23 protein-coding genes are annotated in these 25,097 nt (G+C 67.6%); 17 read left to right on the top strand and 6 right to left on the bottom strand.

What is annotated here, in order from left to right:
* Nucleotides 1-179: 179 nt before the first annotated feature.
* The 3 genes from ABE423_RS04160 (at nt 180) to ABE423_RS04150 (ending at nt 2,258) form a co-directional block, all read left to right on the top strand.
* Nucleotides 180-1,541 carry an Hsp70 family protein gene (locus tag ABE423_RS04160; protein ID WP_346485079.1) on the top strand — a complete coding sequence of 454 codons (1,362 nt, stop codon included), beginning with the start codon at nt 180-182 and terminating at the stop codon, nt 1,539-1,541.
* 229 nt (nt 1,542-1,770) lie between these two features.
* Complete coding sequence (locus ABE423_RS04155) at nt 1,771-2,064, top strand: YkgJ family cysteine cluster protein (protein ID WP_053462562.1); 294 nt, start codon at nt 1,771-1,773, stop codon at nt 2,062-2,064.
* 11 nt (nt 2,065-2,075) lie between these two features.
* The gene (locus ABE423_RS04150) at nt 2,076-2,258 is read left to right on the top strand and encodes a hypothetical protein (protein ID WP_005410566.1); all 183 of its coding nucleotides are present in this window, start codon (nt 2,076-2,078) and stop codon (nt 2,256-2,258) included.
* Between the two features lie 49 nt (nt 2,259-2,307).
* Here ABE423_RS04150 and ABE423_RS04145 read toward each other — a convergent pair whose 3' ends face one another.
* Genes ABE423_RS04145 through ABE423_RS04135 form a run of 3 tightly spaced genes read right to left on the bottom strand, consistent with a single transcriptional unit; the run spans nt 2,308 to nt 4,308 of the window.
* Complete coding sequence (locus ABE423_RS04145) at nt 2,308-3,189, bottom strand: DUF4097 family beta strand repeat-containing protein (protein ID WP_032129361.1); 882 nt, start codon at nt 3,187-3,189, stop codon at nt 2,308-2,310.
* A gap of 10 nt (nt 3,190-3,199) precedes the next feature.
* Complete coding sequence (locus ABE423_RS04140; protein WP_032129360.1) at nt 3,200-3,733, bottom strand: hypothetical protein; 534 nt, start codon at nt 3,731-3,733, stop codon at nt 3,200-3,202.
* On the bottom strand, nt 3,730-4,308 hold the full coding sequence (locus ABE423_RS04135; protein WP_032129359.1) for an RNA polymerase sigma factor: 579 nt from the start codon (nt 4,306-4,308) through the stop codon (nt 3,730-3,732). Before ABE423_RS04135 ends, ABE423_RS04140 begins: the two co-directional genes overlap by 4 nt.
* Before the next feature lie 126 nt (nt 4,309-4,434).
* On the opposite strand from ABE423_RS04135, the gene ABE423_RS04130 reads away from it, so the two are divergent.
* The gene (locus ABE423_RS04130) at nt 4,435-4,614 is read left to right on the top strand and encodes a hypothetical protein (protein ID WP_049398314.1); all 180 of its coding nucleotides are present in this window, start codon (nt 4,435-4,437) and stop codon (nt 4,612-4,614) included.
* A gap of 35 nt (nt 4,615-4,649) precedes the next feature.
* A complete protein-coding gene (locus ABE423_RS04125) occupies nt 4,650-5,243 on the top strand; it encodes a mechanosensitive ion channel family protein (protein ID WP_346485076.1) in 594 nt (197 codons plus the stop codon).
* 171 nt (nt 5,244-5,414) lie between these two features.
* On the opposite strand, the gene ABE423_RS04120 is transcribed toward ABE423_RS04125, so the two are convergent.
* A protein-coding gene (locus ABE423_RS04120) for an IS3-like element ISStma2 family transposase (protein WP_132810585.1) occupies nt 5,415-6,766 on the bottom strand; the annotation gives its coding sequence in 2 pieces (ribosomal slippage) (nt 5,415-6,319 and nt 6,319-6,766; 1,353 coding nt in all).
* A 524-nt stretch (nt 6,767-7,290) separates the two neighbouring features.
* Here ABE423_RS04120 and ABE423_RS04115 point away from each other — a divergent pair.
* The 9 genes from ABE423_RS04115 to ABE423_RS04075 are packed head-to-tail and all read left to right on the top strand — an operon-like array spanning nt 7,291 to nt 19,648.
* Nucleotides 7,291-8,922, top strand: a complete 1,632-nt coding sequence (locus tag ABE423_RS04115) for a TldD/PmbA family protein (RefSeq protein ID WP_185749944.1) — start codon at nt 7,291-7,293, stop codon at nt 8,920-8,922.
* A 30-nt stretch (nt 8,923-8,952) separates the two neighbouring features.
* Nucleotides 8,953-10,587, top strand: a complete 1,635-nt coding sequence (locus ABE423_RS04110; RefSeq protein WP_032128710.1) for a TldD/PmbA family protein — start codon at nt 8,953-8,955, stop codon at nt 10,585-10,587.
* Between the two features lie 21 nt (nt 10,588-10,608).
* Nucleotides 10,609-11,943 carry a TldD/PmbA family protein gene (locus ABE423_RS04105; protein ID WP_053509475.1) on the top strand — a complete coding sequence of 445 codons (1,335 nt, stop codon included), beginning with the start codon at nt 10,609-10,611 and terminating at the stop codon, nt 11,941-11,943.
* Nucleotides 11,943-12,650 carry a DUF4159 domain-containing protein gene (locus ABE423_RS04100; protein WP_125893037.1) on the top strand — a complete coding sequence of 236 codons (708 nt, stop codon included), beginning with the start codon at nt 11,943-11,945 and terminating at the stop codon, nt 12,648-12,650. The genes ABE423_RS04105 and ABE423_RS04100 overlap by 1 nt, the downstream gene beginning before the upstream one ends.
* Before the next feature lie 16 nt (nt 12,651-12,666).
* Nucleotides 12,667-13,650 (top strand): MoxR family ATPase, encoded by a 984-nt coding sequence (locus tag ABE423_RS04095; protein ID WP_004134018.1) that lies wholly within the window; start codon nt 12,667-12,669, stop codon nt 13,648-13,650.
* A gap of 7 nt (nt 13,651-13,657) precedes the next feature.
* A complete protein-coding gene (locus ABE423_RS04090; RefSeq protein WP_346485073.1) occupies nt 13,658-14,554 on the top strand; it encodes a DUF58 domain-containing protein in 897 nt (298 codons plus the stop codon).
* A complete protein-coding gene (locus tag ABE423_RS04085) occupies nt 14,551-15,678 on the top strand; it encodes a BatA domain-containing protein (protein WP_346485071.1) in 1,128 nt (375 codons plus the stop codon). Before ABE423_RS04090 ends, ABE423_RS04085 begins: the two co-directional genes overlap by 4 nt.
* Nucleotides 15,675-17,843, top strand: a complete 2,169-nt coding sequence (locus ABE423_RS04080; RefSeq protein WP_346485069.1) for a hypothetical protein — start codon at nt 15,675-15,677, stop codon at nt 17,841-17,843. Before ABE423_RS04085 ends, ABE423_RS04080 begins: the two co-directional genes overlap by 4 nt.
* The gene (locus ABE423_RS04075) at nt 17,840-19,648 is read left to right on the top strand and encodes a hypothetical protein (RefSeq protein WP_346485068.1); all 1,809 of its coding nucleotides are present in this window, start codon (nt 17,840-17,842) and stop codon (nt 19,646-19,648) included. The genes ABE423_RS04080 and ABE423_RS04075 overlap by 4 nt, the downstream gene beginning before the upstream one ends.
* 99 nt (nt 19,649-19,747) lie before the next feature.
* Here ABE423_RS04075 and ABE423_RS04070 read toward each other — a convergent pair whose 3' ends face one another.
* Together ABE423_RS04070 and ABE423_RS04065 are read right to left on the bottom strand one after the other, a co-directional pair.
* Entirely contained in the window at nt 19,748-20,422 is a 675-nt protein-coding gene (locus ABE423_RS04070; RefSeq protein WP_277778862.1) for a hypothetical protein, read from the bottom strand.
* Between the two features lie 39 nt (nt 20,423-20,461).
* Nucleotides 20,462-20,980 (bottom strand): hypothetical protein, encoded by a 519-nt coding sequence (locus ABE423_RS04065; RefSeq protein ID WP_253143514.1) that lies wholly within the window; start codon nt 20,978-20,980, stop codon nt 20,462-20,464.
* A 212-nt stretch (nt 20,981-21,192) separates the two neighbouring features.
* Between ABE423_RS04065 and ABE423_RS04060 the strand changes: the two genes are divergently transcribed.
* The 3 genes from ABE423_RS04060 (at nt 21,193) to ABE423_RS04050 (ending at nt 25,076) form a co-directional block, all read left to right on the top strand.
* Nucleotides 21,193-23,682 carry a DEAD/DEAH box helicase gene (locus ABE423_RS04060; RefSeq protein WP_346485065.1) on the top strand — a complete coding sequence of 830 codons (2,490 nt, stop codon included), beginning with the start codon at nt 21,193-21,195 and terminating at the stop codon, nt 23,680-23,682.
* Nucleotides 23,679-24,695, top strand: a complete 1,017-nt coding sequence (locus ABE423_RS04055) for a ribonuclease H-like domain-containing protein (RefSeq protein ID WP_154354571.1) — start codon at nt 23,679-23,681, stop codon at nt 24,693-24,695. Before ABE423_RS04060 ends, ABE423_RS04055 begins: the two co-directional genes overlap by 4 nt.
* A 66-nt stretch (nt 24,696-24,761) precedes the next feature.
* On the top strand, nt 24,762-25,076 hold the full coding sequence (locus ABE423_RS04050; RefSeq protein WP_049461562.1) for an I78 family peptidase inhibitor: 315 nt from the start codon (nt 24,762-24,764) through the stop codon (nt 25,074-25,076).
* Nucleotides 25,077-25,097: the final 21 nt, after the last annotated feature.

Below are 25,097 nucleotides of genomic sequence, written 5' to 3'. Positions count from 1 at the left end.
CAAAGTGAATCAACAGCCGCCATTGTAACCGCCTGGCTCCCTGCCCTTTTCCGGCCAGCGCCCGGCGGCTCGCATGACCCGATCCGGAACCCCCACCCAGAACAGAAGGCCGCAGGAACTTGCAGTCGGCGACGAACTGCAGCAGAGTGCGCGGCCCCTGATCGCCCCCGGAACTCCCCATGCGCCTCGGCATCGACTTCGGTACCAGCAACTCCGCCGCCGCCATCGTGCATGAGGGGAAACTGCTGCCGATCCGCTTCGGCGACGCCGAGCAGTTCCGTACCAGCGTGTACTTCCCTGGCGTGGTGCCCGACCCGGACGACTTCCAGCTCGACGCCGGCCAGGAACACGAGCTGCAGCAGATGATCGACAGCGCCGCGCGCGCGGCCCGCGCCGCCGGCCAGGAACGCACGCCGCAGGCGCTGCGCCGCGAAGCCCTGCGCGCACTGCGCCGGGAATGGATGGAAGCCCGCGCCGGCAAGGAGCGCAGCGCCAGCGACCTGCTGCAGAACGCGGTCTACGGCGACGACGCGCTGGAAGCCTATTTCGAGGAACACGAAGGCAACCTGGTGCAGAGCCCGAAGTCGATGCTGGGCTACAACCTGCACCCGCGCGCGAAGCAGACCATCACCGGCATCGCCGCGCACATCCTCGAGCACATCCGCCTGACCGCCAGCGCCCAGCTTGGCCAGCCGCTGCGTGCCGCCCTGCTCGGCCGCCCGGTGCAGTTCCGCAGCTCGATCGGCGCGGCCGGCAACGATCAGGCACTGGACATCCTGCGCGAAGCCGCCACCCAGGCCGGTTTCGACCAGATCGATTTCCTCGAGGAACCGGCCGCGGCGGCCATGCATTACCACGCCGAAAGCCGCGAGCGGCACCAGGCGGTGATCGTTGACATCGGAGGCGGTACCACCGATATCGCCCACGCCGAGGTTGGTGGCGATGCTGCGCCGCGCATCCACCGCGCCTGGGGTATCGCCCGTGGCGGTACCGACATCGATCTGGCGCTGAGCCTGTCCAGCTACATGCCGCTGTTCGGCCGCGGCATCACCCGCGTGCCCGCCCACCACTATGTGGAAGCCGCCACCGTGCAGGACATGACGCGCCAGCGCGACTTCCGCCAGCACAAATACGACCACGTCGACGAACCGTGGGGCGCGCGCCTGCAGGCCCTGCAGGACACCGGCAACACCGCCCGCCTGTACCGCGATGTCGAACGCGCCAAGATTGCCCTCAGTGCCGCCAGCGAACACCGCAGCACGCTGGACTACATCGCCCGCGACCTGCATGCCGACAGCAGCGCCGACGGCCTGGCCGCCGCCGCCCATGGCTACCTGGAGCAGATCTGCGAGCTGCTGGCCCAGGTCCGCAGCGACATCGGCGGCGACCCGGACGCGGTGTTCCTGACCGGTGGCATGTCCCGTGCCGGCTACCTGCGCCAGGCCGTAGCCGAGGCCTTCCCGGGGGCCCGCATGGTCCACGGCGAGCCCTCGCTGGGCGTGGTCCAGGGCCTTGCGCTGGCGGCAGCCAGCCAGGATTAACAAAACGTTACGCGGTCTAAGTTACTCTTGGTCGGCTAGAACCACGCTGCACCTTCCGCCGGCCACGCCGGTGTGTGTCCACAGTGCAGCCTGGCCCGCCCCGCGGGCCTAGCGGCCATGCCTTCCTGGCTCGTTCATGGTCCGCGCAGCACCTGAGCCGCCATCGAGACCCGCTTTGGGCACCCGCCAGGCCCCTGTGGCCTTACAACCTGACGCAGCACCTGCACCCATCGACTGCCGCCGTTGTGACGCGGTCTGTTGCCGGCTGCCCGTGCTGCTGCAGCCCGGCGACCACGTGCCCGGCCAGTTCCTGTCACGCGACACCCACGGCCGTGCCGTGATGGCGCGCAACGAGGAAGGCTGGTGCGCGGCGATCGATCCCTATCACCTGCGCTGCACGATCTATTCGCAGCGCCCGGCGATCTGCCGCCAGTTTTCGATGGGCGGCGATGACTGCCGCCGCGAGCGGCAGGACTACCTGCGCCAGGCCGATGCCTGGGCGCTTTCCTCCCCTTCCACCTGACAGGAGCAACCATGCCCCGCAAGGCAAAGACCCCCGCGAAGGCCAGCAACAGCATCCGCAGCGAACGCAAGGGCGCGGCCGCCAGCACTGTGGTCAGCAGCGATTCGATCGCTTCGGACCTGGCAGCGTTCCGCAAGGCCGGTGGCAAGATCGAAGTCCTCGGCACCACCTGGGCGCTGAAGAAAGCCAGCTGACCCAGTACCGACCGCGGCGGCGCTGCCGCCGCGGCCTGCCGGATCGCGTTCAGCGGTCCAGGCGTACCCGCACACTGCCCGAATGCGACTGGATGCGGATGTCACCATCACCGCCGCCCAGACGCGTATCGAGGTGGCTGCCCGGCCCATAGCGCGGCCGCTCCACCTGCCCGGCGTCACTGTTGATCGAACCACTGAAGCTGTTCACCGACAGCTGTGCCGACACCGTGCGCGGCAGGCTCAGCGTGACCGAGGCACTGACCGATTCGACGTTGATGCGGCCGCCGGGAGCCAACCCGGCCGCTGCCAGATCGATGCTGCCCGAGACGGTCTCCACCGCCAGCCGCTGCACGCGCCCGGCGTCCACCTCGACCCGGCCGGACACCGTCTGCGCACCGATATCACCGGACACGCCGCCGCCGGCCTCGATCCGGCCACTGACCGTGTTCACGTCCAGCTTCGGCGTCTGCAGGCGTGCGCTGACGCTGCCACTGACCGTGTTGAGCTTGCTGTCGCCACTGCGGCCAGCCGCGCTCAGGCTGCCGCTGACCGTGTCGGCCTGCAGCCGTCGCACATCGATGCCACTGATGTCCTGGCTGGCGCTGACCGTGCTCAGCAGCAGCTCCACCGAGCGCGGCACGTTCAGTACCAGCGTCGCGCCACCATTGCTGCTGCGGCGCGGGTATTCGATCTCCCAGCGCACACGGTTGGCACTTTTCTCCTGACGCAGCTGCAGGCCGTCGCTGAGCGTGCCGGTGAGCTGCACGTCATTGCGGTCCCAGCCACGCACGGTCACCTTGCCGGCCACATTGCTCAGCTCGATGCGACCGCCCGCGGCCAGGGTGTGGCGCTCGTCGATGCGGGTGTCGGCCAGCGCCACGGCAGGGGCCAGCAGCAGCGCGACACAGCAGGAAATCAGGGTTCGGGTCATGGGGGTCTCCTCAGGTCGTCAAGCCGGACTCGGCGGCATAGGCCGCCTGCCGGGTCAGTTCCAGCCGCAGCGCGTAGGTGCGCTTGAGCTGGCCAAGCAGGTGCGGCGCACGTGGGTCCTGCGCCAAGGCGGCACGGATCTGCGCTGCGCTTTCATCCAGTTCGTGCAGCGCCGGCTGCCATTCCGGCGCCCGTCCATCGGGCAGCGAAGCGACGGCCTGCTGGTACTGCTCGGTCATCGCCGCCGCCTGCAGCTGCAGCGCTGAAGGTACCGGCACCTCCGGCTGCGCATGCCGCCACGGTGCCACCGCGTAGAGCGCCAGGCTGGCCGCCAATGCCGCACCGACCGGCAGCCACCAGCGACGCCGCGAGCGCGCTGGCAGGGCCACCACGTTGTCGCCCGGCGCAGGTGCCGCCTGCGGTTCACGCGGCGGCAGCTGCGCCGACAGGCGTGCCCAGCCATCGGTGGGTACGCCGCGTTCGGTCGGCAGCGCGCGCAGCCGGGCCAGCAGATCGTGGTCGGAATCGTGGTCGTGTGTACTCATGTCATGTCTCCCAGCCGTGCGCGCAACAGGCCGCGCGCACGATGCAACTGTGCCTTGGAACTGCCGACGGCCATCTGCAGCTGTTCGGCGATTTCCTGGTGTTTCCAGCCTTCGATGTCGTGCAGTACCAGTACCGCACGTGCCCGTGGCGGCAGTGTCGACAGTGCCCGTTCGAGGTCGCGTTCGGTGCCGGCGCAACGATCGTGCACTGCCAGCTCCTGCAACCCTCCGTCCACTTCGTCGAGGCTGTCGTGATCCTGCCCGCCCGCACGTCCGCGCAGCTCCATCAGTGCCGCGTTGACGCCCAGCCGGTGCAGCCAGGTCGACAGGCTGCTCTCGAAACGGAAGCCCGGCAGCGCCTTCCACGCCTGCAGGAACGCTTCCTGCAGCGCGTCCTCGGCGCGTGCCTGCTGGCCGCCACACAGCCGCCACAGCACAGCGAATACACGGGGCGCGTGGCGCCGGTACAGCAGTTCGTAGGCAGCGGTGTCACCGGCGGCCGCCGCCCGCACCAGGGCGGGTTCATCGACGGCGTCGTTGGCGGCAGGCGGCGCGGGCATGGTGGTGTCGAGCATATCGCTTGGATGCGGCGACCCGGGAAAAGGTTTAGAGCCGATCGATGATCGATGGCATGCAACCTTTTGGGTGGCTGCTGCATCCATGAAAGGTCCTTCGCGAAATTGCCGTCCAGGAGTCCTGCCATGTCCAGCCCATCCTGCGCCGCCCTGCTGGTGATCACCGCCTGTGTCCTGCTGCAGGCGCTGGGCCTGTCACTGCAGCTGCGTCCCGACAATGGCCGCGCCTGCCTGCAGCAGCACCGCCAGGAGCTGGTGTGCGTGGCCTGGAACCCGGCGGTCGAATCCCCCGCACGCGCCGGGTAACATCAGGGGCCGTTCCCGCCGCCTGTTTTCGCCCCATGATGTTGTCGCTGAAGGATCACCTGCCCGCCTGGACCCACCCGTGGTTGAACTACGCCGGCGTCGCCCTGCAGATCGTACTGGTGCTGCTGGTCGCATGGCTCCTGCGCGTGCTCGCCCGTCGCCTGATCCGCCGCTTTGCCGAGCACTACACGCTGCCGCCGGAAATGGTGATGGGCGCGCGCCGGATCACCAGTTTCGTGGTCTATTTCAGTGCCCTGCTGTACATCCTCAGCCTGCTCGGCGCGAAGCCGTCGGTGCTGTGGACCGCGTTCACCGGCTTTGCAGCCGTGGGCGCGGTGGCCTTCTTCGCGGCGTGGAGCGTGCTGTCCAACATCTTCTGCACGCTGCTGATCTTCACCACCCGCCCGTTCCGCCTGCACGACTGCATCGAGGTGCTGGAAAACGGAGAGAAGCCGGGCCTGAAGGGCCGGGTGATCGACGTGAACCTGATCTACACCACGCTGCAGGAGACCGGCGACGGCCACGAGGGCACGGTGCTGCAGCTGCCGAACAACCTGTTCTTCCAGCGCACGGTGCGCCGCTGGCGCGACCCGGCGCAGGCCCCCGGCGGCATCCAGGGCGACGGCTGAGGGTGGTTTTCGGCAGGGCTGCTCCCTGCACCCGCTATGAGCTGGAGCAACAGCACCAGCAACAGCAAAGGCGAAAACAAAAGCCGGCATTCCGTGGGTTGGCGGGATGGATCCGGTGGCGGGAGACGCCGTAAACCCGTCCATGAAGTGACCCCCGAGACTTGGACGGGGTCAGGCGGCCGATTGGGCCTGCTCCCGGTACTTTATCGGGCTCAGACCTTTCAGTTTCAGTTTGATGCGCTCTTCGTTGTAGTACTGGATGTATTCCACCAGCCCAGCCTCCAGACTCTCGAGGCTGTCAAAGCTGTTCAGGTAGAAGAACTCCGACTTCAGCGTTCCAAAGAAGCTCTCCATCGCCGCATTGTCCAGGCAGTTGCCGCGCCGGGACATGCTTTGCTTCAACGAGTGCTTTTCCAGCATATGCCGGTAGTTTTCATGCTGGTACTGCCAGCCCTGGTCGGAGTGGATCATGGGGCGCTCATCCGGGGAAAGCTTCTTGATGGCCTCCTCCAGCATTTGACCCACCAGATCAAATACGGGCCGACGCTTGATCTGATAAGCCACGATTTCACCGTTGTAGAGGTCCATGATCGGCGACAGGTACAGCTTCATGCCCTGCACCTTGAACTCGGTCACGTCAGTCACCCACTTCTGGTTGGGCCGCTCGGCATGGAACTGGCGATTGAGGTCATTGCCAACCACAACATTGGCCGCCCCCTTGAAGGCCTGGTAGCGCTTCACACGCACCCGCGATTTCAGTCCCATCTCCCCCATCAGGCGCTGAACCCGCTTGTGATTGGTCCGATGACCCTGATTGGCTAATTCCAGCGTCACCGTGCGATAGCCATAGCGCCCTTGGCTTTGATCGTAGATTGCACGGATGCGCTCGCACAGGGCTGCCTCATCCTGATCCGGATGGGCCAGGACATGGTTCTGGTAATAGAACGTACTGCGTGACAGCTCAGCTGCTTCGAGCAGAAGCGACAGCGTATGAACCTGCCTCAATCCTTGGACGGCTTGCGCTTTGCGTCCTGCGCCGCCTGCTCTTCCCGGATCAAGGCATCGAGTTTTTTTAGGTAGTCGGTCTCCGCACGCAGATAGGCGACTTCCTTGAGCAGCTCATCGCGGCTCATATCCTCAGGTGGCTTGGACGAACGGGTCTTTTTCATCGGCTTTCGGGGCGGCGGCGGAGGGGGTGCCAACGCTTGGGCACCGCCTTGAGCATACAGGCGCCGCCATCGTCCCACCGCGCCGGCATCGCCAATTTGAAAGTAGGTGGTGGCCTCCCGCCCGGACAAGCCGTCCTGGCTCATCTTCTCCAGGACAGCCAGTTTGAACGGGAGGTCATAGGACCGGGCCTGGCGATGAAATCCCCGCCTACCATGCAGCCGATAGGTCGCCACCCAGCGCCTGACCGTGGAGAACTCCAGGCCGTGGCGACGGGCAATGGCTTTGACCGATGTGGAGGTCTTGCAGGCCTCTTTGGCGACCTGCAGTTTGAAACGCGCGTCGTATTTGTTCATGTATCCCTCGGGGTTGGATCTGGTGTCCAACTCCCGGGGGTCACTTCACCATGGAGGCTCGGTCGCGCCATCCATGGCGCTCACGCCCCCGCAACCGGACCCACCCCGCCTTCGACAGTTTTCTGCGGTCTGTCGGAACGGCTCTGACCCCGGATACATTTCGATATCTGACAGACGTGTCGACCAAGGTCGACACCTACCAACAGCCGAGTGAACCTGTCGAAGGTGGGGCGGTGTCGGATTGCGGGGTGTCAGCCGCATGGATGCGGCTGCCAAGCCTACAGGGACGTACTTGCGGCGTCCCCGCAGTCCGACACCGCCCCACCAACCCACGGAATGCCGCTCTGGCTTTTGCTTTGGCTCTGGCCGTTGCATTGAGCAGGTGCAGGGCGCAGCCCTACCGAAACCCACCCAACCATGACTGCAGTCACTTGCCCGGACGCGCCGCGCTGGCGAAAGTCGAGGAGTTGACGTGATCGGTCCGGCCCGTTGCCAACCGCACGCAAGCGAGAGAGAGAAACGCTGTGCAACGACGTGAGTTCCTGGCTTTTTCCGGTCTGGGCCTAGCGGGCCTGCTGCTGCCGCATTCCCGTGCCATCGCCGCCGAGCAGCTGCTCGCCCCGGTCGATACCGCCCAGCGCAGACGCCTGGCGGACGTTGCGCTCGCCGCCGCACGCACCGCCAAGGCCAGCTACTGCGACGTGCGCATCGGCCGCTATCTCAACCAGTCGGTCATCACCCGCGAGCACCAGGTCGGCAATGTGACCAACCGCGAATCGTCCGGTGTCGGCGTGCGGGTGATCGTCAACGGCGCCTGGGGCTTTGCCGCTACCCACCAGCAGACCGAGGCTGCCGTGCGCGCGGCGGTCGAGCAGGCCGCAGCGATCGCCCGCGCCAACGCCGGCATCCAGACCCGGCCGGTGCAGCTGGCACCGACGCCGTCGGTGGGCGAGGTGCGCTGGCAGACCCCAGTGCGCAGGAACGCGATGACGGTGCCGATCCAGGACAAGGTCGAGCTGTTGCTGGCACTCAACGCCGCCGCGCTGAATGCGGGCGCCGACTACATCAATTCCACCCTGTTCCTGGTCAATGAACAGAAGTACTTCGCCTCCAGCGACGGCTCGTTCATCGACCAGGACATCCATCGCATCTGGCTGCCGTTCACTGCCACCGCCATCGACAAGGCCAGCGGCAGGTTCCGCACTCGTGCCGGCCTGTCCTCGCCGATGGGCATGGGCTACGAGTTCCTTGATGGCGATGCGCGCGGCAAGGTGCAGCTGCCCGGTGGCATCACCGCCTACCGCGATTCCTACGACCCGGTCGAGGACGCCATCGCCGCCGCCCGCCACGCGCGCGAGAAGCTGAAGGCGCCGTCGGTGAAGCCGGGCAAGTACGACCTGGTGCTGGACCCGTCCAACCTGTTCCTGACCATCCACGAGAACGTTGGCCACCCGCTGGAGCTGGACCGCGTGCTCGGCTACGAAGCCAACTACGCCGGCACCAGCTTCGCCACGCTGGACAAGCGCGATGCCGGTTTCCGCTGGGGCAGCGACATCGTCACCTTCTTCGCCGACAAGACCCAACCGGGCAGCCTCGGTGCGGTCGGCTACGACGACGAAGGCGTGAAGACCCAGCGCTGGGATCTGGTGCGCGACGGCATCCTGGTCGATTACCAGGCCACCCGCGATGAGGCCCACATCCTCGGCCGCGACGCCTCGCATGGCTGCAGTTACGCCGATTCCTGGTCCAGCGTGCAGTTCCAGCGCATGGCCAACGTTTCACTGGCACCTGGCAAAAAGCCACTCAGCGTCGAGGACATGATCAAGGACGTGGAGAACGGCATCTACATCCACGGCCGCGGGTCGTACTCGATCGACCAGCAGCGCTACAACGCGCAGTTCGGCGGCCAACTGTACTACCAGATCAAGGACGGAAAGATCGCCGGCATGGTCGAGGATGCGGCCTACCAGATCCGCACGCCGGAGTTCTGGAACGCGTGCACTGCCATCTGCGACGAGCGTGACTTCCGCCTGGGTGGTTCGTTCTTCGACGGCAAGGGCCAGCCCGGCCAGGTCTCGGCGGTCTCGCACGGTTCGTCCACCACCCGCTTCAACGGCATCAACATCATCAACACCGCGCGCAGTCTCGGCGCTTGAGCCACCCATCCTTCGACATGGAGAGCAGCCTTGCAAAGACGTGACTTCCTGGCCCTGACCGGGCTTACCGCGGGCGGGCTGATCGTGCCCTCCTTCTTCGGCAAGGCGATTGCCGCCGAGCAACTGCAGAGCACGCTGGACCTGGGGCTGAAGAAGCGCCTGGCCGATGCAGCACTGGCCGCTGCCCGCCAGGCCGGTGCCACCTACTGCGACGTGCGCATCGGCCGCTACCTGCGGCAGTTCGTGATCACCCGCGAGGACAAGGTGCAGAACGTGGTGAACACCGAGTCCACCGGTGTTGGCATCCGCGTGATCGTCAACGGTGCGTGGGGCTTCGCCGCCACCAATGCGCTGGGTACGGCCGATGTAGCCAAGGCCGCGCAGCAGGCCGCAGCAATCGCCAAGGCCAATGCCGGCGTGCAGACCGCACCGGTACAGCTGGCCAAGGCGCCGGGCGTGGGTGAGGTGAGCTGGCGCACGCCTATCCGCAAGAATGCGATGGAAGTGCCGATCAAGGACAAGGTCGGCCTGCTGCTGGACGTCAACGCTGCGGCGATGGGCGCCGGTGCCAGCTTCGTCAACTCGATGCTGTTCCTGGTCAACGAGCAGAAGTACTTCGCCTCCACCGATGGTTCCTATATCGACCAGGACGTGCACCGCATCTGGGCACCGATGACGATCACCGCCATCGACAAGTCCAGCGGCAAGTTCCGTACCCGCGAAGGCCTGTCCTCGCCGATGGGCCTGGGCTACGAGTATCTGGACGGCGCGGCTGCCGGCAAGGTGGTCAGCCCGAATGGCGTGGTCAACTACAGCTCTTCCTACAACATGAAGGAAGATGCCATCGCCGCCGCCAAGCAGGCGCAGGAGAAGCTGAAGGCCCCGTCCGTTAAGCCGGGCAAGTACGATCTGGTGCTCGACCCGTCGCACACCTGGCTGACCATCCATGAGTCGATCGGCCACCCGCTGGAGCTGGACCGCGTGCTCGGCTACGAAGCCAACTACGCCGGCACCAGCTTCGCCACCCTGGACAAGCGCGAACAGCATTTCCAGTACGGCAGCGAACTGGTCAACATCTTCGCCGACAAGACCCAGCCGGGCAGCCTCGGTGCGGTGGCGTACGACGATGAAGGCGTGAAGTGCAAGCGCTGGGACCTGATCAGCAACGGCAAACTGGTGGATTACCAGACCATCCGCGACCAGGCCCACATCCTCGGCAAGACCGAGTCCGACGGCTGCTGCTACGCCGACTCGTGGTCCAGCGTGCAGTTCCAGCGCATGGCCAACGTGTCGATGGCACCGGGCAAGAAGCCGCTGAGCGTGCCGGACCTGATCAAGGACGTGGAGAACGGCATCTACATCATCGGTGATGGTTCGTTCTCGATCGACCAGCAGCGCTACAACGCGCAGTTCGGCGGCCAGCTGTTCTACGAGATCAAGAACGGCCAGATCACCCGCATGCTGGAAGACGTGGCCTACCAGATCCGCACACCGGAGTTCTGGAACGCCTGCACCGCCGTGGCCGACGAGCGCGACTACCGCCTGGGCGGTTCGTTCTTCGACGGCAAGGGCCAGCCGGGCCAGGTTTCGGCGGTCTCGCACGGTTCGTCGACTGCGCGCTTCAACGGCATCAACGTCATCAACACCGCACGCAGCCTCGGCTGATCGGTCAGGAGCCCTTACACCATGAGTATCTTCACCGAAGCCCAGGCCAAGGCCATCCTCGACAAGGTCATCGCCCTGTCCAAGGCCGACGAATGCACCGCCGTGCTGGCCGGCGCGATCAGCGGCAACATCCGTTTCGCGCTGAACAACGTCTCCACCAGTGGCATCGTCGACAACACCGAGCTGGCGGTCACCGTCGCCTTCGGCAAGCGCGTCGGCACGGCCTCGATCAACGAGTTCGACGACGCCGCGCTGGAACGCGTGGTGCGCCGTGCCGAAGACCTGGCGCGCCTGGCGCCGGAGAACCCGGAGTTCATGCCGGCCATCGGCAAGCAGAGCTATCGCGCCAGCCCGACCTTCAGCGAATCCACTGCAGCGATCGATCCGGCGTTCCGCGCCAAGGTCGCCGCCGATTCGATCGCCCCGTGCCGTGGCCACGGCCTGATCGCCGCCGGCTTCCTCGAAGACGGCCAGGGCTTCCAGGCCACCGCCAACAGCAACGGCAACTTCGCCTACCAGCGCACCACCAACTTCGATTACACCTGCACCGTGCGTACCGAAGATGGCCGCGGTTCGGGCTGGGTCGGCCGCAACCTGAAGGATGCGGCCGACTTCAAGGCCGACCAGGACATCCGCATCGCCATGCGCAAGGCCACCGAATCGGCCGAAGCCAAGGCGCTGGAGCCGGGCAAGTACACGGTGATCCTGGAACCGGCCGCGGCCGCCGGCCTGATCAGCTTCATGATGAACTTCTTCAGCGCACGCTCGGCCGATGAAGGACGCAGCTTCCTGTCGAAGAAGGGCGGCGGCAACAAGCTGGGCGAGCAGGTCTACGACCCGCGCGTGACCATGATTGCCGACCCCTGGCATCCGGATGCACCGGTGCTGCCGTGGGACGGCGAAGGCATGCCGCGCGAACGCATGGCGATCATCGAGAACGGCAGGATCGCCAACCTCGACTACTCGCGCTTCTGGGCGCAGAAGCAGGGCAAGACCGCCAAGGCCACGCCGGGCAACCTGCTGATGAGCGGTGGCGACAAGAGCACCGCCGAGCTGGTGCGCGGTACCCAGAAGGGCATCCTGGTCACCCGTACCTGGTACATCCGCATGGTTGATCCGCAGACCGTGCTGCTGACCGGCCTGACCCGCGACGGCACCTTCTACATCGAGAACGGCCAGATCAAGCACCCGGTGAAGAACTTCCGCTTCAACGAATCGCCGGTGATCATGCTCAACAACATCGAAGAGCTGGGCAAGCCGGTGCGCGTGGCCGGTGATGAATCCAGCTACGTGATGATGATCCCGCCGATGAAGCTGCGCGATTTCACCTTCACCTCGCTGTCCGACGCGGTCTGATGGATCGCCGGGCCTGCCTGCGCTGGTTGGCCGCTGCCGCTTCGGCGGCGGTGCTGCCGGCCTTGGCGCAGTCAGGCCCGCGCAGTTCGCGCTACGACTTCTGGTTCACCCGCCTGCAGTACGACTCCGGCGATTGGGATGTGGACGCGCGCATGCCGTCCAACCTGATCACCTCGCTGATTGACTACACCTCGCTGCGCGTGGATCCGCAGGAACACGTGGTGGCGCTGGCCGACCCGCGCATGCTGGAAGCGCCGTTCTGCTACCTGGCCGGGCACACACTGGTGGAGTTCAACGCCGCCGAGCGGCAGAACTTCGTGCGCTACGTGCGCAATGGCGGCTTCGTCTTCGTCGACGACTGCAACCATGATATCGACGGCCTGTTCGCCACCTCGTTCGAGGCGCAGATGGGTCGCCTGTTTGGACCGAAGGCATTGCAGAAGCTGCCCAACAGCCACGCGCTGTACCGCAGCTTCTTCCGCTTCCCCGATGGGCCACCGGCCACCAGCTTCGAGCTCAACGGCTGGGGCGACGACCTGGTGCACGACTACCTGAAGGGCATCGAGGTCGACGGCCGCCTGGGCCTGCTCTACAGCAACAAGGACTACGGCTGCGAGTGGGACTACGACTGGCGCAACAAGCGTTTCCTGGCCGAAGACAACACCCGCTTCGGCGTCAACATCGTGATGTACGCGTTGAACAATTGATAGGACCTGCACGCCCATGACCACCGCTGACCTCGACTCCCTGCTGCCGCGCCTGCACGATCTGCGCGCTGCGCTCGCACGCGCGGTGGTTGGCCAGAACACCGTGGTCGAGCAGCTGCTGATCGGCCTGCTGGCCGGCGGCCACTGCCTGCTGGAAGGCGCCCCGGGACTGGGCAAGACCCTGCTGGTGCGCTCGCTCGGACAGGCGCTGGAACTGCAGTTCCGGCGCGTGCAGTTCACCCCCGACCTGATGCCCAGCGACATCCTCGGTACGGAGTTGCTGGAGGAAGATCACGGCACCGGCCATCGCCATTTCCGCTTCCAGCAGGGCCCGATCTTCACCAACCTGCTGCTGGCCGACGAACTCAACCGTACCCCGCCCAAGACCCAGGCCGCGCTGCTGGAAGCGATGCAGGAGCGTACCGTCAGCTACGCAGGCACCACGTATGCACTGCCTGCACCGTTCTTCGTGCTGGCCACGCAGAACCCGATCGAGCAGGCCGGCACCTACCCGCTGCCGGAAGCACAGCTGGATCGTTTCCTGCTGCACGTGCTGGTGGATTACCCGAGCGAGGACGAAGAGCGGCAGATCCTGGAACAGACCACTGGCGGTGCCACCGACGCGGTGCCGAAGGTGATGGATGCCGAAGCGGTGATTGCCCTGCAGGCCGCGGTGCGCCAGGTGCATGTCAGCCCCGATGTGCTGGCCTGGATCACCCGCCTGGTGCGCGCCAGCCGTCCCGGCGAGGGCGCACCGGCAGCAATCAACCAATGGGTGAAATGGGGCGCTGGCCCACGCGCCGGGCAATCGCTGGTGCTGGCGGCGAAAGCACGCGCATTGCTGCAGGGCCGCTTCGCCGCCACCCGTGAGGATGTGCAGGCCTTGGCCGCGCCGGTGATGCGTCATCGCCTGCTGCTGTCGTTCGCCGCCGAGGCCGAGCAGAAGCGTGCCGACGACGTGGTCGCCGCCCTGCTGCAGGCCGTGCCGTTCCCGGGTTGAGCCACGCGTGAACGCAGGTGCCCCGCTGACGTTGCCACCGGAACTGCGTGCGCGCCTGCGCCTGCTGCGGTTGCGGCCGCGCCTGGCGAGCGGCGCAAGCGGCATCGGCCAGCACGCCAGCCGCAGCCGCGGTGCGGGCCTCGAATTCGCCCAGTACCGGGCCTACGAACCGGGAGACGAGCTGCGCCAGATCGACTGGAAGCTGTATGCACGCTCGGACCGCTTCTTCGTGCGCGAATCCGAACGCGAAAGCCCGATCACGGTCTGGCTGCTGCTCGATGCCACCGCCTCGGCCGGCCAGGCCGATCGCGCGGCACCGCAGCGCACGCGCCTGGACCACATGCGCGGCGTGGCCGCGTGCGTGGTGGAGCTGGCCCTGCAGCAGGGCGACCGTTTCGGCCTGCTGGCGATCAATGGCGATGGCCTGCAGCTGGTACCCGCAGCGAACGGCGCACGCCAGCGTGACCGCGTGCATCTGCAACTGCATGCCCTGCAGGCACGCGGCGGCTGGCCTGCGGCCGATCGCCTGCGCCCGCTGTGGGAGCGCGTGCGTCCGGGCGACCTGCTGCTGGCGATCGGTGATGGCTTCGACGAGGCCGGCATCGTGCTGCTGGAACAACTGGCCAGCGCGCGCCGCGAAGTGGCCCTGCTGCAGATCCTGACTGCCGGCGAACGCGACTTCCCGTTCGACGCCGGCCATCGCTTCCGCGATCCGGAGACCGGCGAGGAACTGCTGGGCGATGGCGCGGCGATCCGCAGCGACTACCTGCAGCGCTTCGCTGGCGCACGCAACGCATTGCAGTCGCGCCTGCAGGCCAGTGGCATCGCCAGTGCCACCGGCTGGCTCGACCAGCCGCTGGATCAACCACTGCAGGCGCTGTTCGGGCGTGGGGGCGGTGCATGATCCTGCTGTTCCCGTTGGGCCTGGCCGCGCTCGCCGCAGGGCTGTTGCCGTTGTTGATCCACCTCGCCCGCCGCCATCCGTACACACCGCTGGATTTCGCCGCGCTGCGCTGGCTGCGCGCACAGATCCGGCCACGCCAGCGCATCCGCTTCGATGACTGGCCATTGCTGCTGGTGCGCCTGCTGTTGCTTGCCGCGCTGGCTTTGCTGCTGGCACGGCCTGCGTTGACCGGGCCCGTGCCGGCCTCCAGTGCATGGACGGTGGTGGCCCCGGGACTGGATGCCGCCGCACTGCGCGGTACCGCTGCGGATCGCAACTGGCACTGGCTGGCGCCCGGCTTCCCGGCCATTGATCAGGCGCCACCTGCAGCCAGTGCATCCCTGCCCAGCCTGCTGCGCGAACTGGACGCGCAGCTGCCCGTTGGCACCGCATTGACCGTGCACGTTCCCGATCCCCTGCCCGGCCTGGACGGCGCACGCCTGCAGCTGTCGCGCGAGGTGCAGTGGCACCCGCAGCCGATGCCGGTCACTGCGCAACCGCGTGCCGCAACGTCGCCGCGCCTGCGCGTGCACAGCGATGCTTCGGCCGCTGCCCAGCACTGGTTGAATGCACTGCAGCGCGCGTGGGGCGTGCAGGCGCCGCTCGCTCCTCTGGTGGCGGATACCCTGCCCGAACGCGGCGAGATCGGCGTATGGAGCCGCAACGATGCACTGCCGGCGAACTGGCAGGCGTGGCTGCGCGACGGCGGTCGTGTCATGACTATGACTGCCGGCAAGCCTGCTGCCAGCGCCAGCATCCTGCTGCGCAACACCGAGGGCACCCCGCTGCTGTGGCAGCAACGCATCGGCCACGGTGTCCTGCTGTCTCTGCCCGGTGACTGGGACGCCTCAGGCAACGCTGCGCTGCGCGATCCGCAGTTGCCGCGTGCCCTGCTGCTGGCGCTGCAAGCGCCCCCTTCGCCGCGCCTCGGCGATGCAAGGGACCAGGCGCCCTATCGGTCTGCGTTGCCTGCGGCAACACCGCCGGTGCGGGAGCCAACCGCCTGGTTGCTGCTGGCCATCGTGCTGCTGTTCGCGCTGGAGCGCTGGATGGCCAGCAGTCGCCGGCGCAGGGTGGCCACATGAACACTCTGCAGCACGCCTGGCAACGCGCACGCCGTCGCCGTGCACTCATTACCCTGCTGCTGGGCCTGCCGTGGGCGCTGGCCGCGACGACGCTGGCGCTGCGCCTGGCGGGCTTCGATATCGCCTGCGTGGTCGGCACGGTCAGCCTGCTCGCCTGCGCAGCGCTCGCCACGGCACGTTCCCGCCAGCTGGACCCGCAGTGGGTGCAGCGCCAGCTCGATGCCGGCGGTACCAGCGAGGACAGTGCCGATCTGCTGTTCGCCGATACGCTCACCCTCAATCCGCTGCAGCAGCGCCAGCGCGCGCGCGTGCTGGCCACGCTGGAACGCGCGATGCCGGAACTGCGTCCGCGCTGGTCGCGTGGGGCATTGGCGCTGTGCTGGATCGCAGGCCTGGCCATCGTTGCGCTGGCACTCGGCTGGCCGCGTTCGAATCCCGGTTCCGCGCCTGCTCGCACGTCGGCGCCAGGCAGCACGGCGTCCGCAGGCCCACTGCACCTGCAGTCCACCCGCCTGCGCATCGACGCACCGGCTTACACCGGGCAAGCCACGCTGACGCAGAGCACGCTGGATGCAAAGGTCGCCGCCGACAGCCAGCTGTCGTGGTCGTTGCGCTTCGACCACGCACCGGCCAAGGCATGGCTGCAGTTCCACGATGGTCGACGGCTGCCGCTGAGCGAGCGCGATGGGCAGTGGCAGGCACAGGATGTGGCGCGCACGCCGGTGCTGTACCGCGTGGTGAGCGAACCGGCGCTGGCCGAAACCCGCCTGTACCGGCTGGATGTTGTGGCCGACCGCGCGCCCAGCGTGCGCGTGCTGGAGCCGGCCGCCAGCCTGGTGCTGGGCACGCCCGGGCAACGGCAATGGGCGCTGCGCTTCGAGGCCAGCGACGATTACGGTGTCGCGGCGCAGGCAACGCTGTCGATCACCACCACCCAGGGCAGCGGTGAGAACATCACCTTCGTGAAGCGCAGCGTCACGCTTGCCGGCAGCGGCGAAGCCACCGCGCGGCGTTTCGCCCATACCCTTGATCTGGCTGCGCTGGGCGCACAGCCCGGCAACGATGTCATCGCCCAGCTGGAAGTGCGCGACAACCATGCGCCCACGCCGCAGACCGGACGCAGCAGCAGCGTGATCCTGCGCCTGCCCAGCGCCGAAGTCGCACTCGGTGCAGAGCTGGAAGGCCGCATCAAGAAGACCCTGCCTGCCTACTTCCGCAGCCAGCGGCAGATCATCATCGATGCCGAAGCGCTGATCCAGCAACGACGCAGCCTGGCCGCCGAGGACTTCGTGAAGCGCAGCGATGCGATCGGCGTCGACCAGCGCATCCTGCGCCTGCGCTACGGCCAGTTCCTGGGTGAGGAAAGCGAAGGTGCGCCGAAGCCACCGCCGACCAGCGATCTGCCCACCAGCGATACGCCCGCCGCAGACGACCACGATCACGATCACGATCACGACCATGGCGCCGAGGCCGGAGCGCACGATGAGCATGACCACGATCACGGTGGCAAGGCGACCAATGCCGATACGCCGCCGGTGTTCGGCAGCGCCACCGACGTGCTCTCCGAGTACGGCCACACCCATGACCATGCCGAGGCGGCCACTCTGCTCGATCCGCAGACCCGTGCCACGCTGAAGGCGGCGCTTGAACAGATGTGGTCGGCCGAAGGCGAGCTGCGCCAGGGCCGACCAGAGCAGGCATTGCCCTTCGCCTACAAGGCATTGGGCTTCATCAAGCAGGTGCAGCAGGCCGAGCGCATCTATCTGGCCCGTGTCGGACCGGAGCTGCCACCGATCGATGAAGGCCGCCGCCTCGGCGGTGACCGTGCCGGGCTGGCCAGTCGTGAACTGCCGCTGGCCGCCCGCACCCCGCCCGATCCGGCCATCGTCGAAGCCTGGCAGCGTCTCGGCGACGACACCGGCGCGCCGGATCTGGATGCGCTCGCGACTTGGCAGCAGCGCAACGCGGCCTACCTGCCCGATGCACTCGATCTGGCTGCGGCCATCGAGCAGCTGCGCATCGAGCCCGGTTGCCAAGACTGTCGCCAGCGCCTGCGTGCACAGTTGTGGCGGGCGCTGCAGCGTCCGCTGCCGCAGGCGATGCGGCGCAGTGCCGCCGATGCGATGGGGCAGCGGTACCTTGATGCGCTGGAGGCGCAGCCATGAACGCCTCCGCTGTGAACCTGTGGATTGCACTGGCACTTGCCCTGATCGTGGTCATCGCCAGCGTGCGCCAGCTGCGTGGAAACACCGCCCACCCTGGCCGCCGGTGGATCGTGATCGCACTGCAGATCATCGTCGCCGCGCTGCTGTATTTCTGCCTGGTGCCGCCCACCCGCCAGCAACCCGCAGGCGGGCTGGTGGTCCTCGGAACCGATGCCGGCAAGGCCGGCGCGCTCCCGGCCAGCGAAGGCCCGCTGTTGCTTTTGCCCGAAGCTGCCGATATTCCCGGCGCACAGCGCGTTCCCGACCTGGCCACCGCGCTGCGCCAGCATCCGGCGTCCACACTGACACTGGTCGGTGCGGGCCTCGCCGCACGTGATCGCGACGCGGTGTTGCCGCCGGATGTACGTTGGCAGGCCGCACCGGAGCCGCGCGGCTGGATCGCGCTGCAACCACCGGCCGATGTCGCTCCCGGTGCTCGTTTTGACGTCCAGGCACAGGCGCGTGGCGCGGCCAAGGCGAAAGCAGAGCTGCTTGACCCCGCCGACAGCGTGGTTGATCGCACGGACGTTGCCGAGGACGGGCGCGTGAAGCTCAGCGGCATCGCCCGCGCCGAAGGCCGCAGCGTGTTCCAGCTGCGCCTGCTCGATGCCGACGGCCATGTGGTGGACAGCGTACCGGTGCCGCAGCAGACCCTGCCGGCCGCACCGCTGCGCCTGCTGGTGCGCGCCAGCGCGCCGGGCCCAGAGCTGAAGTACCTGCGGCGTTGGGCGGCCGATGCCGGCATCCGCGTGCAGGTGCAGGCCGATACCGGGGCGGGTGTCAGCGTGGGAGATGGCGCGGTCGCGCTGGATGCGGCGTCACTCGCGCGCAGCGATCTGCTGCTGCTGGACGAGCGCAGCCTGGCCGCATTGAGTGCCGGCCAGCTGGCTGCCATGCGCCAGGCGTTGCGCGAGGGACTGGGCGTGCTGGTACGCAGTGCGGGCGCACCTTCGGCCAGCGCGCGCCAGCGCCTGCAGGATATTGGTCTACCGGTGCAAGGCGATGGCAGCAGCCACGCCCTCGAACTTCCCGGCGACGGCGACAGCGCGGTCCTCGCTGCACGGCGTGGCCCGCTCGCCGCGGGTACGCTGCCGACCGGCTACGGCGAAGAGGCTGACCGCAGCTCGCACAATGCTCCCCTGCCTGCGCTGGAAGCACTCGCGCTGCAGGCACCGGGCAGCACCGCCCTGCTGCAGGATGGCACGGGCAAGGCTGTCGGTGGCTGGCGCGCTGCCGGCAAGGGCCGCATCGGCCTGCTGCCGCTGACCGACAGCTGGCGCTGGGTACTGGCCGGGCGCGACGACCGCCACGGCGAACTGTGGAGCGGCGTGGTGGCCACGCTGGCACGTGCACAGGGCAGCGCTGATGCGCTGTGGTCACCGCAACCGATCGGCTGGGCAGGCGAACGACAGGCGCTGTGCGGTGTGCAGGCGCCGCTGCATGTCTTCAACAAGCGTGGCGACGATGTACCCCTGATCGTCGATGGCGCGACGTCGGCGCTGCGCTGCGCTGGCTGGTGGCCCCGCGAACCGGGCTGGCAGCGCCTGCAGCATGGCGGCAGCGTTGTCTGGCGCTATGTGTTCGACCCGAAGGATGCACCGACGCTGCATCGGCAGGCGATGATCGATGCGACCACACGTGCACTGGCTGCCAGCACGCCGGCAGACGCGTCAGTGATGCAACCCGTGTCAGGCCTACGCTGGCCGTGGTGGCTGGCGTTCGTGTTGTGCGCATCGCTGCTGTGGTGGCTGGAACGGCGACGCTGAGCCCATCGATTGGATCGCGGACAGCATCCACGCATGGCGTGGATCTACTGGCCGGTTGCCCTGGTAGATGCCAACCTTGGTTGGCGCCTTTCCGCGAGGTCAACGCGTGCCCGCACGCCGGTACACGCCGTTGAAGCGCACGTTCATGCCACCGCATTCGCTGTTGTCGGCCACGATCAGCACCTCCCCCAGCGAATGCACGCGCACCTTGCAGGTGTCCTCTACAAACTCGACATCGGCACCACGCGGCGCCGCGCGCGCTTCCACCTGGCCCATGTTCGGCCCGTAGGGACGCTGCTCCGGCGTGGGGTTGGCGGAGGGCCAGTAGGCGTCACCCTCCACATGCAGCTGCCCGCCCTGCACGGTGATGCGCAGGCCGTTGTCGCCGTCCTTCCAGTGGCCCGCCCAATCCTGCAGCGACGGCACGACCACCGGCAACGCCTGCAGCTTGCTGCGGTCCACCCAGCCAGCACTGCCACCCACCTTGTTCGGGAAGAACGCGCAGCGGTAGCGGCCAAGATCACGCCCGGTCACCACGGTATCGCCATTGACCACATAGCTGCGCTGTCGGCAGGCCGGTTCGCCCTTCGCCGGGCAGCCGTCCATGTCGCCAAGCAGGTACAGACGGGGCGCATCGACCACCCGCGCCAGAGCGAACCGGCTCTGTTCAGAGGGAAACGCGCCATTGCGGCAGGCGCCATCATCGGCGATGCCATCGGCGAAGGCGGACGCCGGCAGCAATGCGGCCAGCAGGCAGATCGAACGCAGGAACATGGCAGCACTAGCGGTGGGGAGCCGGCAGGATATACCGGCCTACTTCACCGGCGGTGCATCGCCGGCATCCTGCTCCTGGGAGAACCGCAGCGCACGCTGCTGCTGTTCGGCACTGAGCTCCGGCGGTGGCCGCGCCACGGCGGCCTGGATCTGCGCCGGTCCGCCGGTGAGTTTGTTGATCCCCTTGGCCGCCGCCATCACACCCTTGACCACGCCCATCATGATGTAGCCACCGCCCATGCTGACCTGCTCCGGCGACGGCGGTTCGCTCCAGTCGCGACTGAAGCGGTTGTCGCCGAACTTCACCGGGTTCTTGAAACGGTACAGGTCCAGCGGCTCGTCTTCGGGCTTGAGCGCACGCACTTCGCCGAGGGTGGTGACATTGTCCTGCGGCAGGGCGGTCGAGACCGGCGCGGTGGTTGCCGTCGGCGCATCTGCAGAAGGTTCGGGCGCCGGGTCGGGCACCGCTACCGGCGTGGCCTGCTGCGCCTGCGCGATACCGGCCAGCAGCATGCTGGCCAGGACGGCTCCCTGCGTTCCACGTCGTGCCACAGCCATCCACCCTGTTGGTTGCGTCCAGCACCCAAGGATACGGATGCCGGCTTCAGATTTCGTTGCTGCACTGGCAGCTGTTCAGCCAGGGGAGATGCGGCGACGCCACGGGACGCGAGCACTGAACGGTTCATGCCCTTGGTGTGCGGTGTCTCACATCCTGAGACGTGAGTGTGGTGCCATGTGACCCCTCGCAATCCGTCCCGGCTCCACTTTCCATGGCTTACGAACTCGCCAAGCGCACCGCCGATGCCGAGCAGAAGCTCGCCACCCGCGATGGCCTGCCCGCCCGCGACGGCGCACTGCTCAGCGCGCGCCTGCAGCGCCGCTACCAGGACCGCATCACCGGCAGCTTTGCCATTCCCGGCCGCGAAGGCCGCTATGCGCCCATTCCCGATTCGGTTCCGCCGGCCCTGGCTGCCGCCCTGAAGGCACGTGGCATCGAACAGCTCTACAGCCACCAGGCCGAGGCCTGGAACGCCAGCCAGCGCGGCGAGCACGTGGCCATCGTCACCCCCACCGCCAGCGGCAAGTCGCTGTGCTACACCCTGCCGGTGGTCAGCGCGGCGATGCAGGACAAGGCCAAGGCGCTGTACCTGTTCCCGACCAAGGCACTGGCCCAGGACCAGGTGGCCGAGCTGCTGGAACTCAACCGCGCCGGCGACCTCGGGGTGAAGGCCTTCACCTTCGATGGCGACACTCCCGGCGATGCGCGCCAGGCCATCCGCCTGCACGGCGACATCGTGGTGTCCAACCCGGACATGCTGCACCAGGCGATCCTGCCGCATCACACCAAGTGGGCGCAGTTCTTCGAGAACCTGCGCTACATCGTCATCGACGAAGTGCACACCTATCGTGGCGTGTTCGGCAGCCACGTCACCAACGTGCTGCGCCGGCTCAAGCGCATCTGCGCGTTCTACGGCGTGCAACCGCAGTTCATCCTGTGCTCGGCCACCATCGGCAACCCGCAGGCGCATGCCGAGGCGCTGATCGAGGCACCGGTCACCGCCATCACCGAATCCGGCGCGCCCAGCGGGCCCAAGCAGGTGCTGCTGTGGAACCCGCCGGTGATCAATCCGGACCTGGGCCTGCGCGCCTCGGCGCGCTCGCAGAGCAACCGTATCGCGCGCATCGCGATCAAGTCCGGGCTGAAGACCCTGGTGTTCGCGCAGACCCGCTTAATGGTCGAGGTGCTGACCAAGTACCTGAAGGACATCTTCGACCACGACCCGCGCAAGCCGCCGCGCATCCGCGCCTACCGTGGCGGCTACCTGCCCACCGAACGCCGCGAGACCGAGCGTGCGATGCGCGCGGGCAACATCGACGGCATCGTCAGCACCTCGGCGCTGGAGCTGGGCGTGGATATCGGCAGCCTGGACGTGGTCATCCTCAACGGCTACCCCGGCAGCGTGGCCGCCACCTGGCAGCGCTTCGGCCGTGCCGGCCGCCGTCAGCAGCCGGCGCTGGGGGTGATGGTGGCCAGTTCGCAGCCGCTGGACCAGTACGTGGTGCGGCATCCGGACTTCTTCGCCGAGGCCTCGCCCGAACACGCGCGCATTGCGCCGGACCAGCCGTTGATCCTGTTCGACCACATCCGCTGCGCGGCGTTCGAGCTGCCGTTCCGGGTGGGCGACGGCTTCGGCCCGATCGATCCGGAGATGTTCCTGGAAGCGCTGGCAGAGACAGAAGTGATCCACCGCGAAGGCGAGCGCTGGGAATGGATCGCCGACAGCTATCCGGCGAACGCAGTCAGCCTGCGCGCTGTGGCCGATGGCAACTTCGTGGTGGTCGATCGCAGCGATGGCCGCCAGCAGATCATCGCCGAAGTGGATTACTCCGCCGCCGCGCTCACCCTGTACGAGGGCGCGATCCACATGGTGCAGTCCACGCCCTACCAGGTGGAGACGCTCGACTGGGACGGCCGCAAGGCCTATGTCACCCGCACGCATGTGGATTACTACACCGACAGCATCGACTTCACCAAGCTCAAGGTGCTGGACCGCTTCGACGGCGGCGTGGCCGGGCGTGGCGATTCGCACCATGGCGAGGTGCACGTGGTGCGCCGCGTGGCCGGCTACAAGAAGATCCGCTACTACACCCACGAGAACATCGGCTACGGCCCGGTGAACCTGCCCGACCAGGAACTGCACACCACTGCGGTGTGGTGGCAGCTGCCGCAGGCACTGTTGCTGCGCGCCTTCGCCAGCAAGCAGGATGCGCTGGATGGCTTCCTCGGCGCCGCCTATGCGCTGCACATCGTCGCCACGGTGGCGGTGATGGCCGATGCGCGCGACCTGCAGAAGTCGGTCGGCAACGGCGATGGTTCCTGGTTCGCGATCGCCGACCAGAGCGGCCGTGGTCAACTGCGCGGCAGCGAAGGTGATCCTGGTGTGGTGGAACTGCTGCAGGAGTTCGTACCCACCGTGTATCTGTACGACAACTTCCCCGGCGGCGTCGGCCTGAGCGAACCGCTGTGGCAGCGCCAGGCCGAGCTGGTGCAGCGCGCGCGCGAACTGGTGCAGCGCTGCGACTGCAAGGCCGGCTGCCCGGCCTGTGTCGGGCCGGTGCTGGCCGCGCAGGAAGAGGATGACACCTCGCCGCGTGCGCTGGCGCTGCGCGTGCTGGACCTGTTCGATGGCGAGGCCTGCCGGCACGTACCCGACGTGGTGGTGACCACCCGCGACCCGATGGAGCTGCTGGCCCCGTGAGCCTGAGCCTGGACAAGCTGCGCCTGCTGCGGAAGCAGGCCGGTGACCCGAAAGCAGTCACGCCGGTGGCGCCCGAGCCGCCAGCGACGGTCCCGGTAGCCGCCAACGATGCACAGCAGCCGCCGGCCGAGCGTTCGGTGTTCGCCTGGGTCGAGCAGGAGATCCGCCACAAGCCGACCGGCGCTGCCGCGCCCGTGACGGCCGCCACACCGCTGCGTCGGCCGGAAGTGGGCAGCCTGCACCGCCTGCTCGGCCTGCGCTCACGTGGTGGAGCCGCACCGGCACGCGCCAGTGCGCAGGATCGCCAGCTGCCCGGTGAGGAAATCGCACCGGGCCTGTTCCTGATCGAATCGCTGCAGCCGCAGCCCATTCCGTCGCAGCCGCTGTCACTGGATTTCGCCCGTCGCGAAGGCGAACACGTGGCCCCACGCGATCTGCTGTTCTTCGATACCGAGACCACCGGCCTGGCCGGCGGCACCGGCACCCGTGCCTTCATGATCGGTGCCGCCGACTGGCATGTGTGCCCGCAACGCGGCGAAGGCCTGCGCATCCGCCAGCTGCTGATGGCGACGATGGCCGCCGAGGATGCGATGCTGGCCACCTTCGCCCGCTGGCTGCAGCCGTCCACCGTGTTCTGCAGCTACAACGGCCGCAGCTACGATGCGCCGCTGCTGAAGGCGCGCTACCGGCTGGCCCGCCAGCGCTGCCCGATCAGCGCGCTGGATCACGTCGACCTGCTCTATCCCACCCGCCGCCGCTATCGCGGCACGTGGGAGAACTGCAAGCTGTCCACCATCGAACGCCAGCTGCTGCGCGTAGTGCGCGAGGACGACCTGCCCGGTTCTGAAGCGCCGGGCGCATGGCTGCGCTTCCTGCGCGGCGGCGACGCGGTGAACCTGCGCCGGGTGGCCGACCACAACCACCAGGACGTGGTGACCCTGGCCCTGCTGCTGCAGCGGCTGGTACGGGAAGAACAACGTGAGCGCGAAACCCTGGCGCTGGTCGGGCAGTAGGCGTTGACGCAGCCTGACGGTGGCAGCGGTGACACTGCCGCCACCATCCATGCCTGGAGCCCGACGATGCGCCTCAATCCCCTGGTCCTGCTCGCCATCCTGCCGTTGGCCGCCTGCAGTCACGCCGGCAGCAGCACCACCCACGATCCCGCGCCGGCACCCGTGGCCGATGCTGCGCACGAATGCAGGCCGGAGGCGCTGGAGGCCTTCACCGGCAAGACCGCCGACGAAGCCACGATCAAGAAACTGGTGGCTGACAGCGGCGCGCGCGGTGCACGGGTAGTCAAACCCGGCATGGCGGTGACCATGGACTTCCGCCAGGACCGCGTGACCGTGCAGGTGGATGCGCAGAACCGCATCGAGCGCGCCAGCTGCGGTTGATCGCCTCAGGGTAGTGGGGGG

Origin of the sequence: Stenotrophomonas sp. TWI1409 (assembly GCF_039673015.1) — a bacterium.
GTDB classification, from domain to species: domain Bacteria; phylum Pseudomonadota; class Gammaproteobacteria; order Xanthomonadales; family Xanthomonadaceae; genus Stenotrophomonas; species Stenotrophomonas maltophilia_A.
The sequence above is the reverse complement of the archived record's forward strand: the minus strand, read 5'-3'. Positions and strand labels throughout refer to the sequence as shown.

What these genes read in the sequence shown, in the direction of transcription:
- ABE423_RS04160 (WP_346485079.1), top strand. Translation starts at nt 180, where the DNA reads ATGCGCCTCGGCATCGACTTCGGTACCAGCAACTCCGCCGCCGCCATC.
- ABE423_RS04150 (WP_005410566.1), top strand. Translation starts at nt 2,076, where the DNA reads ATGCCCCGCAAGGCAAAGACCCCCGCGAAGGCCAGCAACAGCATCCGC.
- ABE423_RS04145 (WP_032129361.1), bottom strand. Translation starts at nt 3,189, where the DNA reads ATGACCCGAACCCTGATTTCCTGCTGTGTCGCGCTGCTGCTGGCCCCT.
- ABE423_RS04140 (WP_032129360.1), bottom strand. Translation starts at nt 3,733, where the DNA reads ATGAGTACACACGACCACGATTCCGACCACGATCTGCTGGCCCGGCTG.
- ABE423_RS04135 (WP_032129359.1), bottom strand. Translation starts at nt 4,308, where the DNA reads ATGCTCGACACCACCATGCCCGCGCCGCCTGCCGCCAACGACGCCGTC.
- ABE423_RS04130 (WP_049398314.1), top strand. Translation starts at nt 4,435, where the DNA reads ATGTCCAGCCCATCCTGCGCCGCCCTGCTGGTGATCACCGCCTGTGTC.
- ABE423_RS04125 (WP_346485076.1), top strand. Translation starts at nt 4,650, where the DNA reads ATGATGTTGTCGCTGAAGGATCACCTGCCCGCCTGGACCCACCCGTGG.
- ABE423_RS04105 (WP_053509475.1), top strand. Translation starts at nt 10,609, where the DNA reads ATGAGTATCTTCACCGAAGCCCAGGCCAAGGCCATCCTCGACAAGGTC.
- ABE423_RS04100 (WP_125893037.1), top strand. Translation starts at nt 11,943, where the DNA reads ATGGATCGCCGGGCCTGCCTGCGCTGGTTGGCCGCTGCCGCTTCGGCG.
- ABE423_RS04095 (WP_004134018.1), top strand. Translation starts at nt 12,667, where the DNA reads ATGACCACCGCTGACCTCGACTCCCTGCTGCCGCGCCTGCACGATCTG.
- ABE423_RS04085 (WP_346485071.1), top strand. Translation starts at nt 14,551, where the DNA reads ATGATCCTGCTGTTCCCGTTGGGCCTGGCCGCGCTCGCCGCAGGGCTG.
- ABE423_RS04080 (WP_346485069.1), top strand. Translation starts at nt 15,675, where the DNA reads ATGAACACTCTGCAGCACGCCTGGCAACGCGCACGCCGTCGCCGTGCA.
- ABE423_RS04075 (WP_346485068.1), top strand. Translation starts at nt 17,840, where the DNA reads ATGAACGCCTCCGCTGTGAACCTGTGGATTGCACTGGCACTTGCCCTG.
- ABE423_RS04070 (WP_277778862.1), bottom strand. Translation starts at nt 20,422, where the DNA reads ATGTTCCTGCGTTCGATCTGCCTGCTGGCCGCATTGCTGCCGGCGTCC.
- ABE423_RS04065 (WP_253143514.1), bottom strand. Translation starts at nt 20,980, where the DNA reads ATGGCTGTGGCACGACGTGGAACGCAGGGAGCCGTCCTGGCCAGCATG.
- ABE423_RS04060 (WP_346485065.1), top strand. Translation starts at nt 21,193, where the DNA reads ATGGCTTACGAACTCGCCAAGCGCACCGCCGATGCCGAGCAGAAGCTC.
- ABE423_RS04050 (WP_049461562.1), top strand. Translation starts at nt 24,762, where the DNA reads ATGCGCCTCAATCCCCTGGTCCTGCTCGCCATCCTGCCGTTGGCCGCC.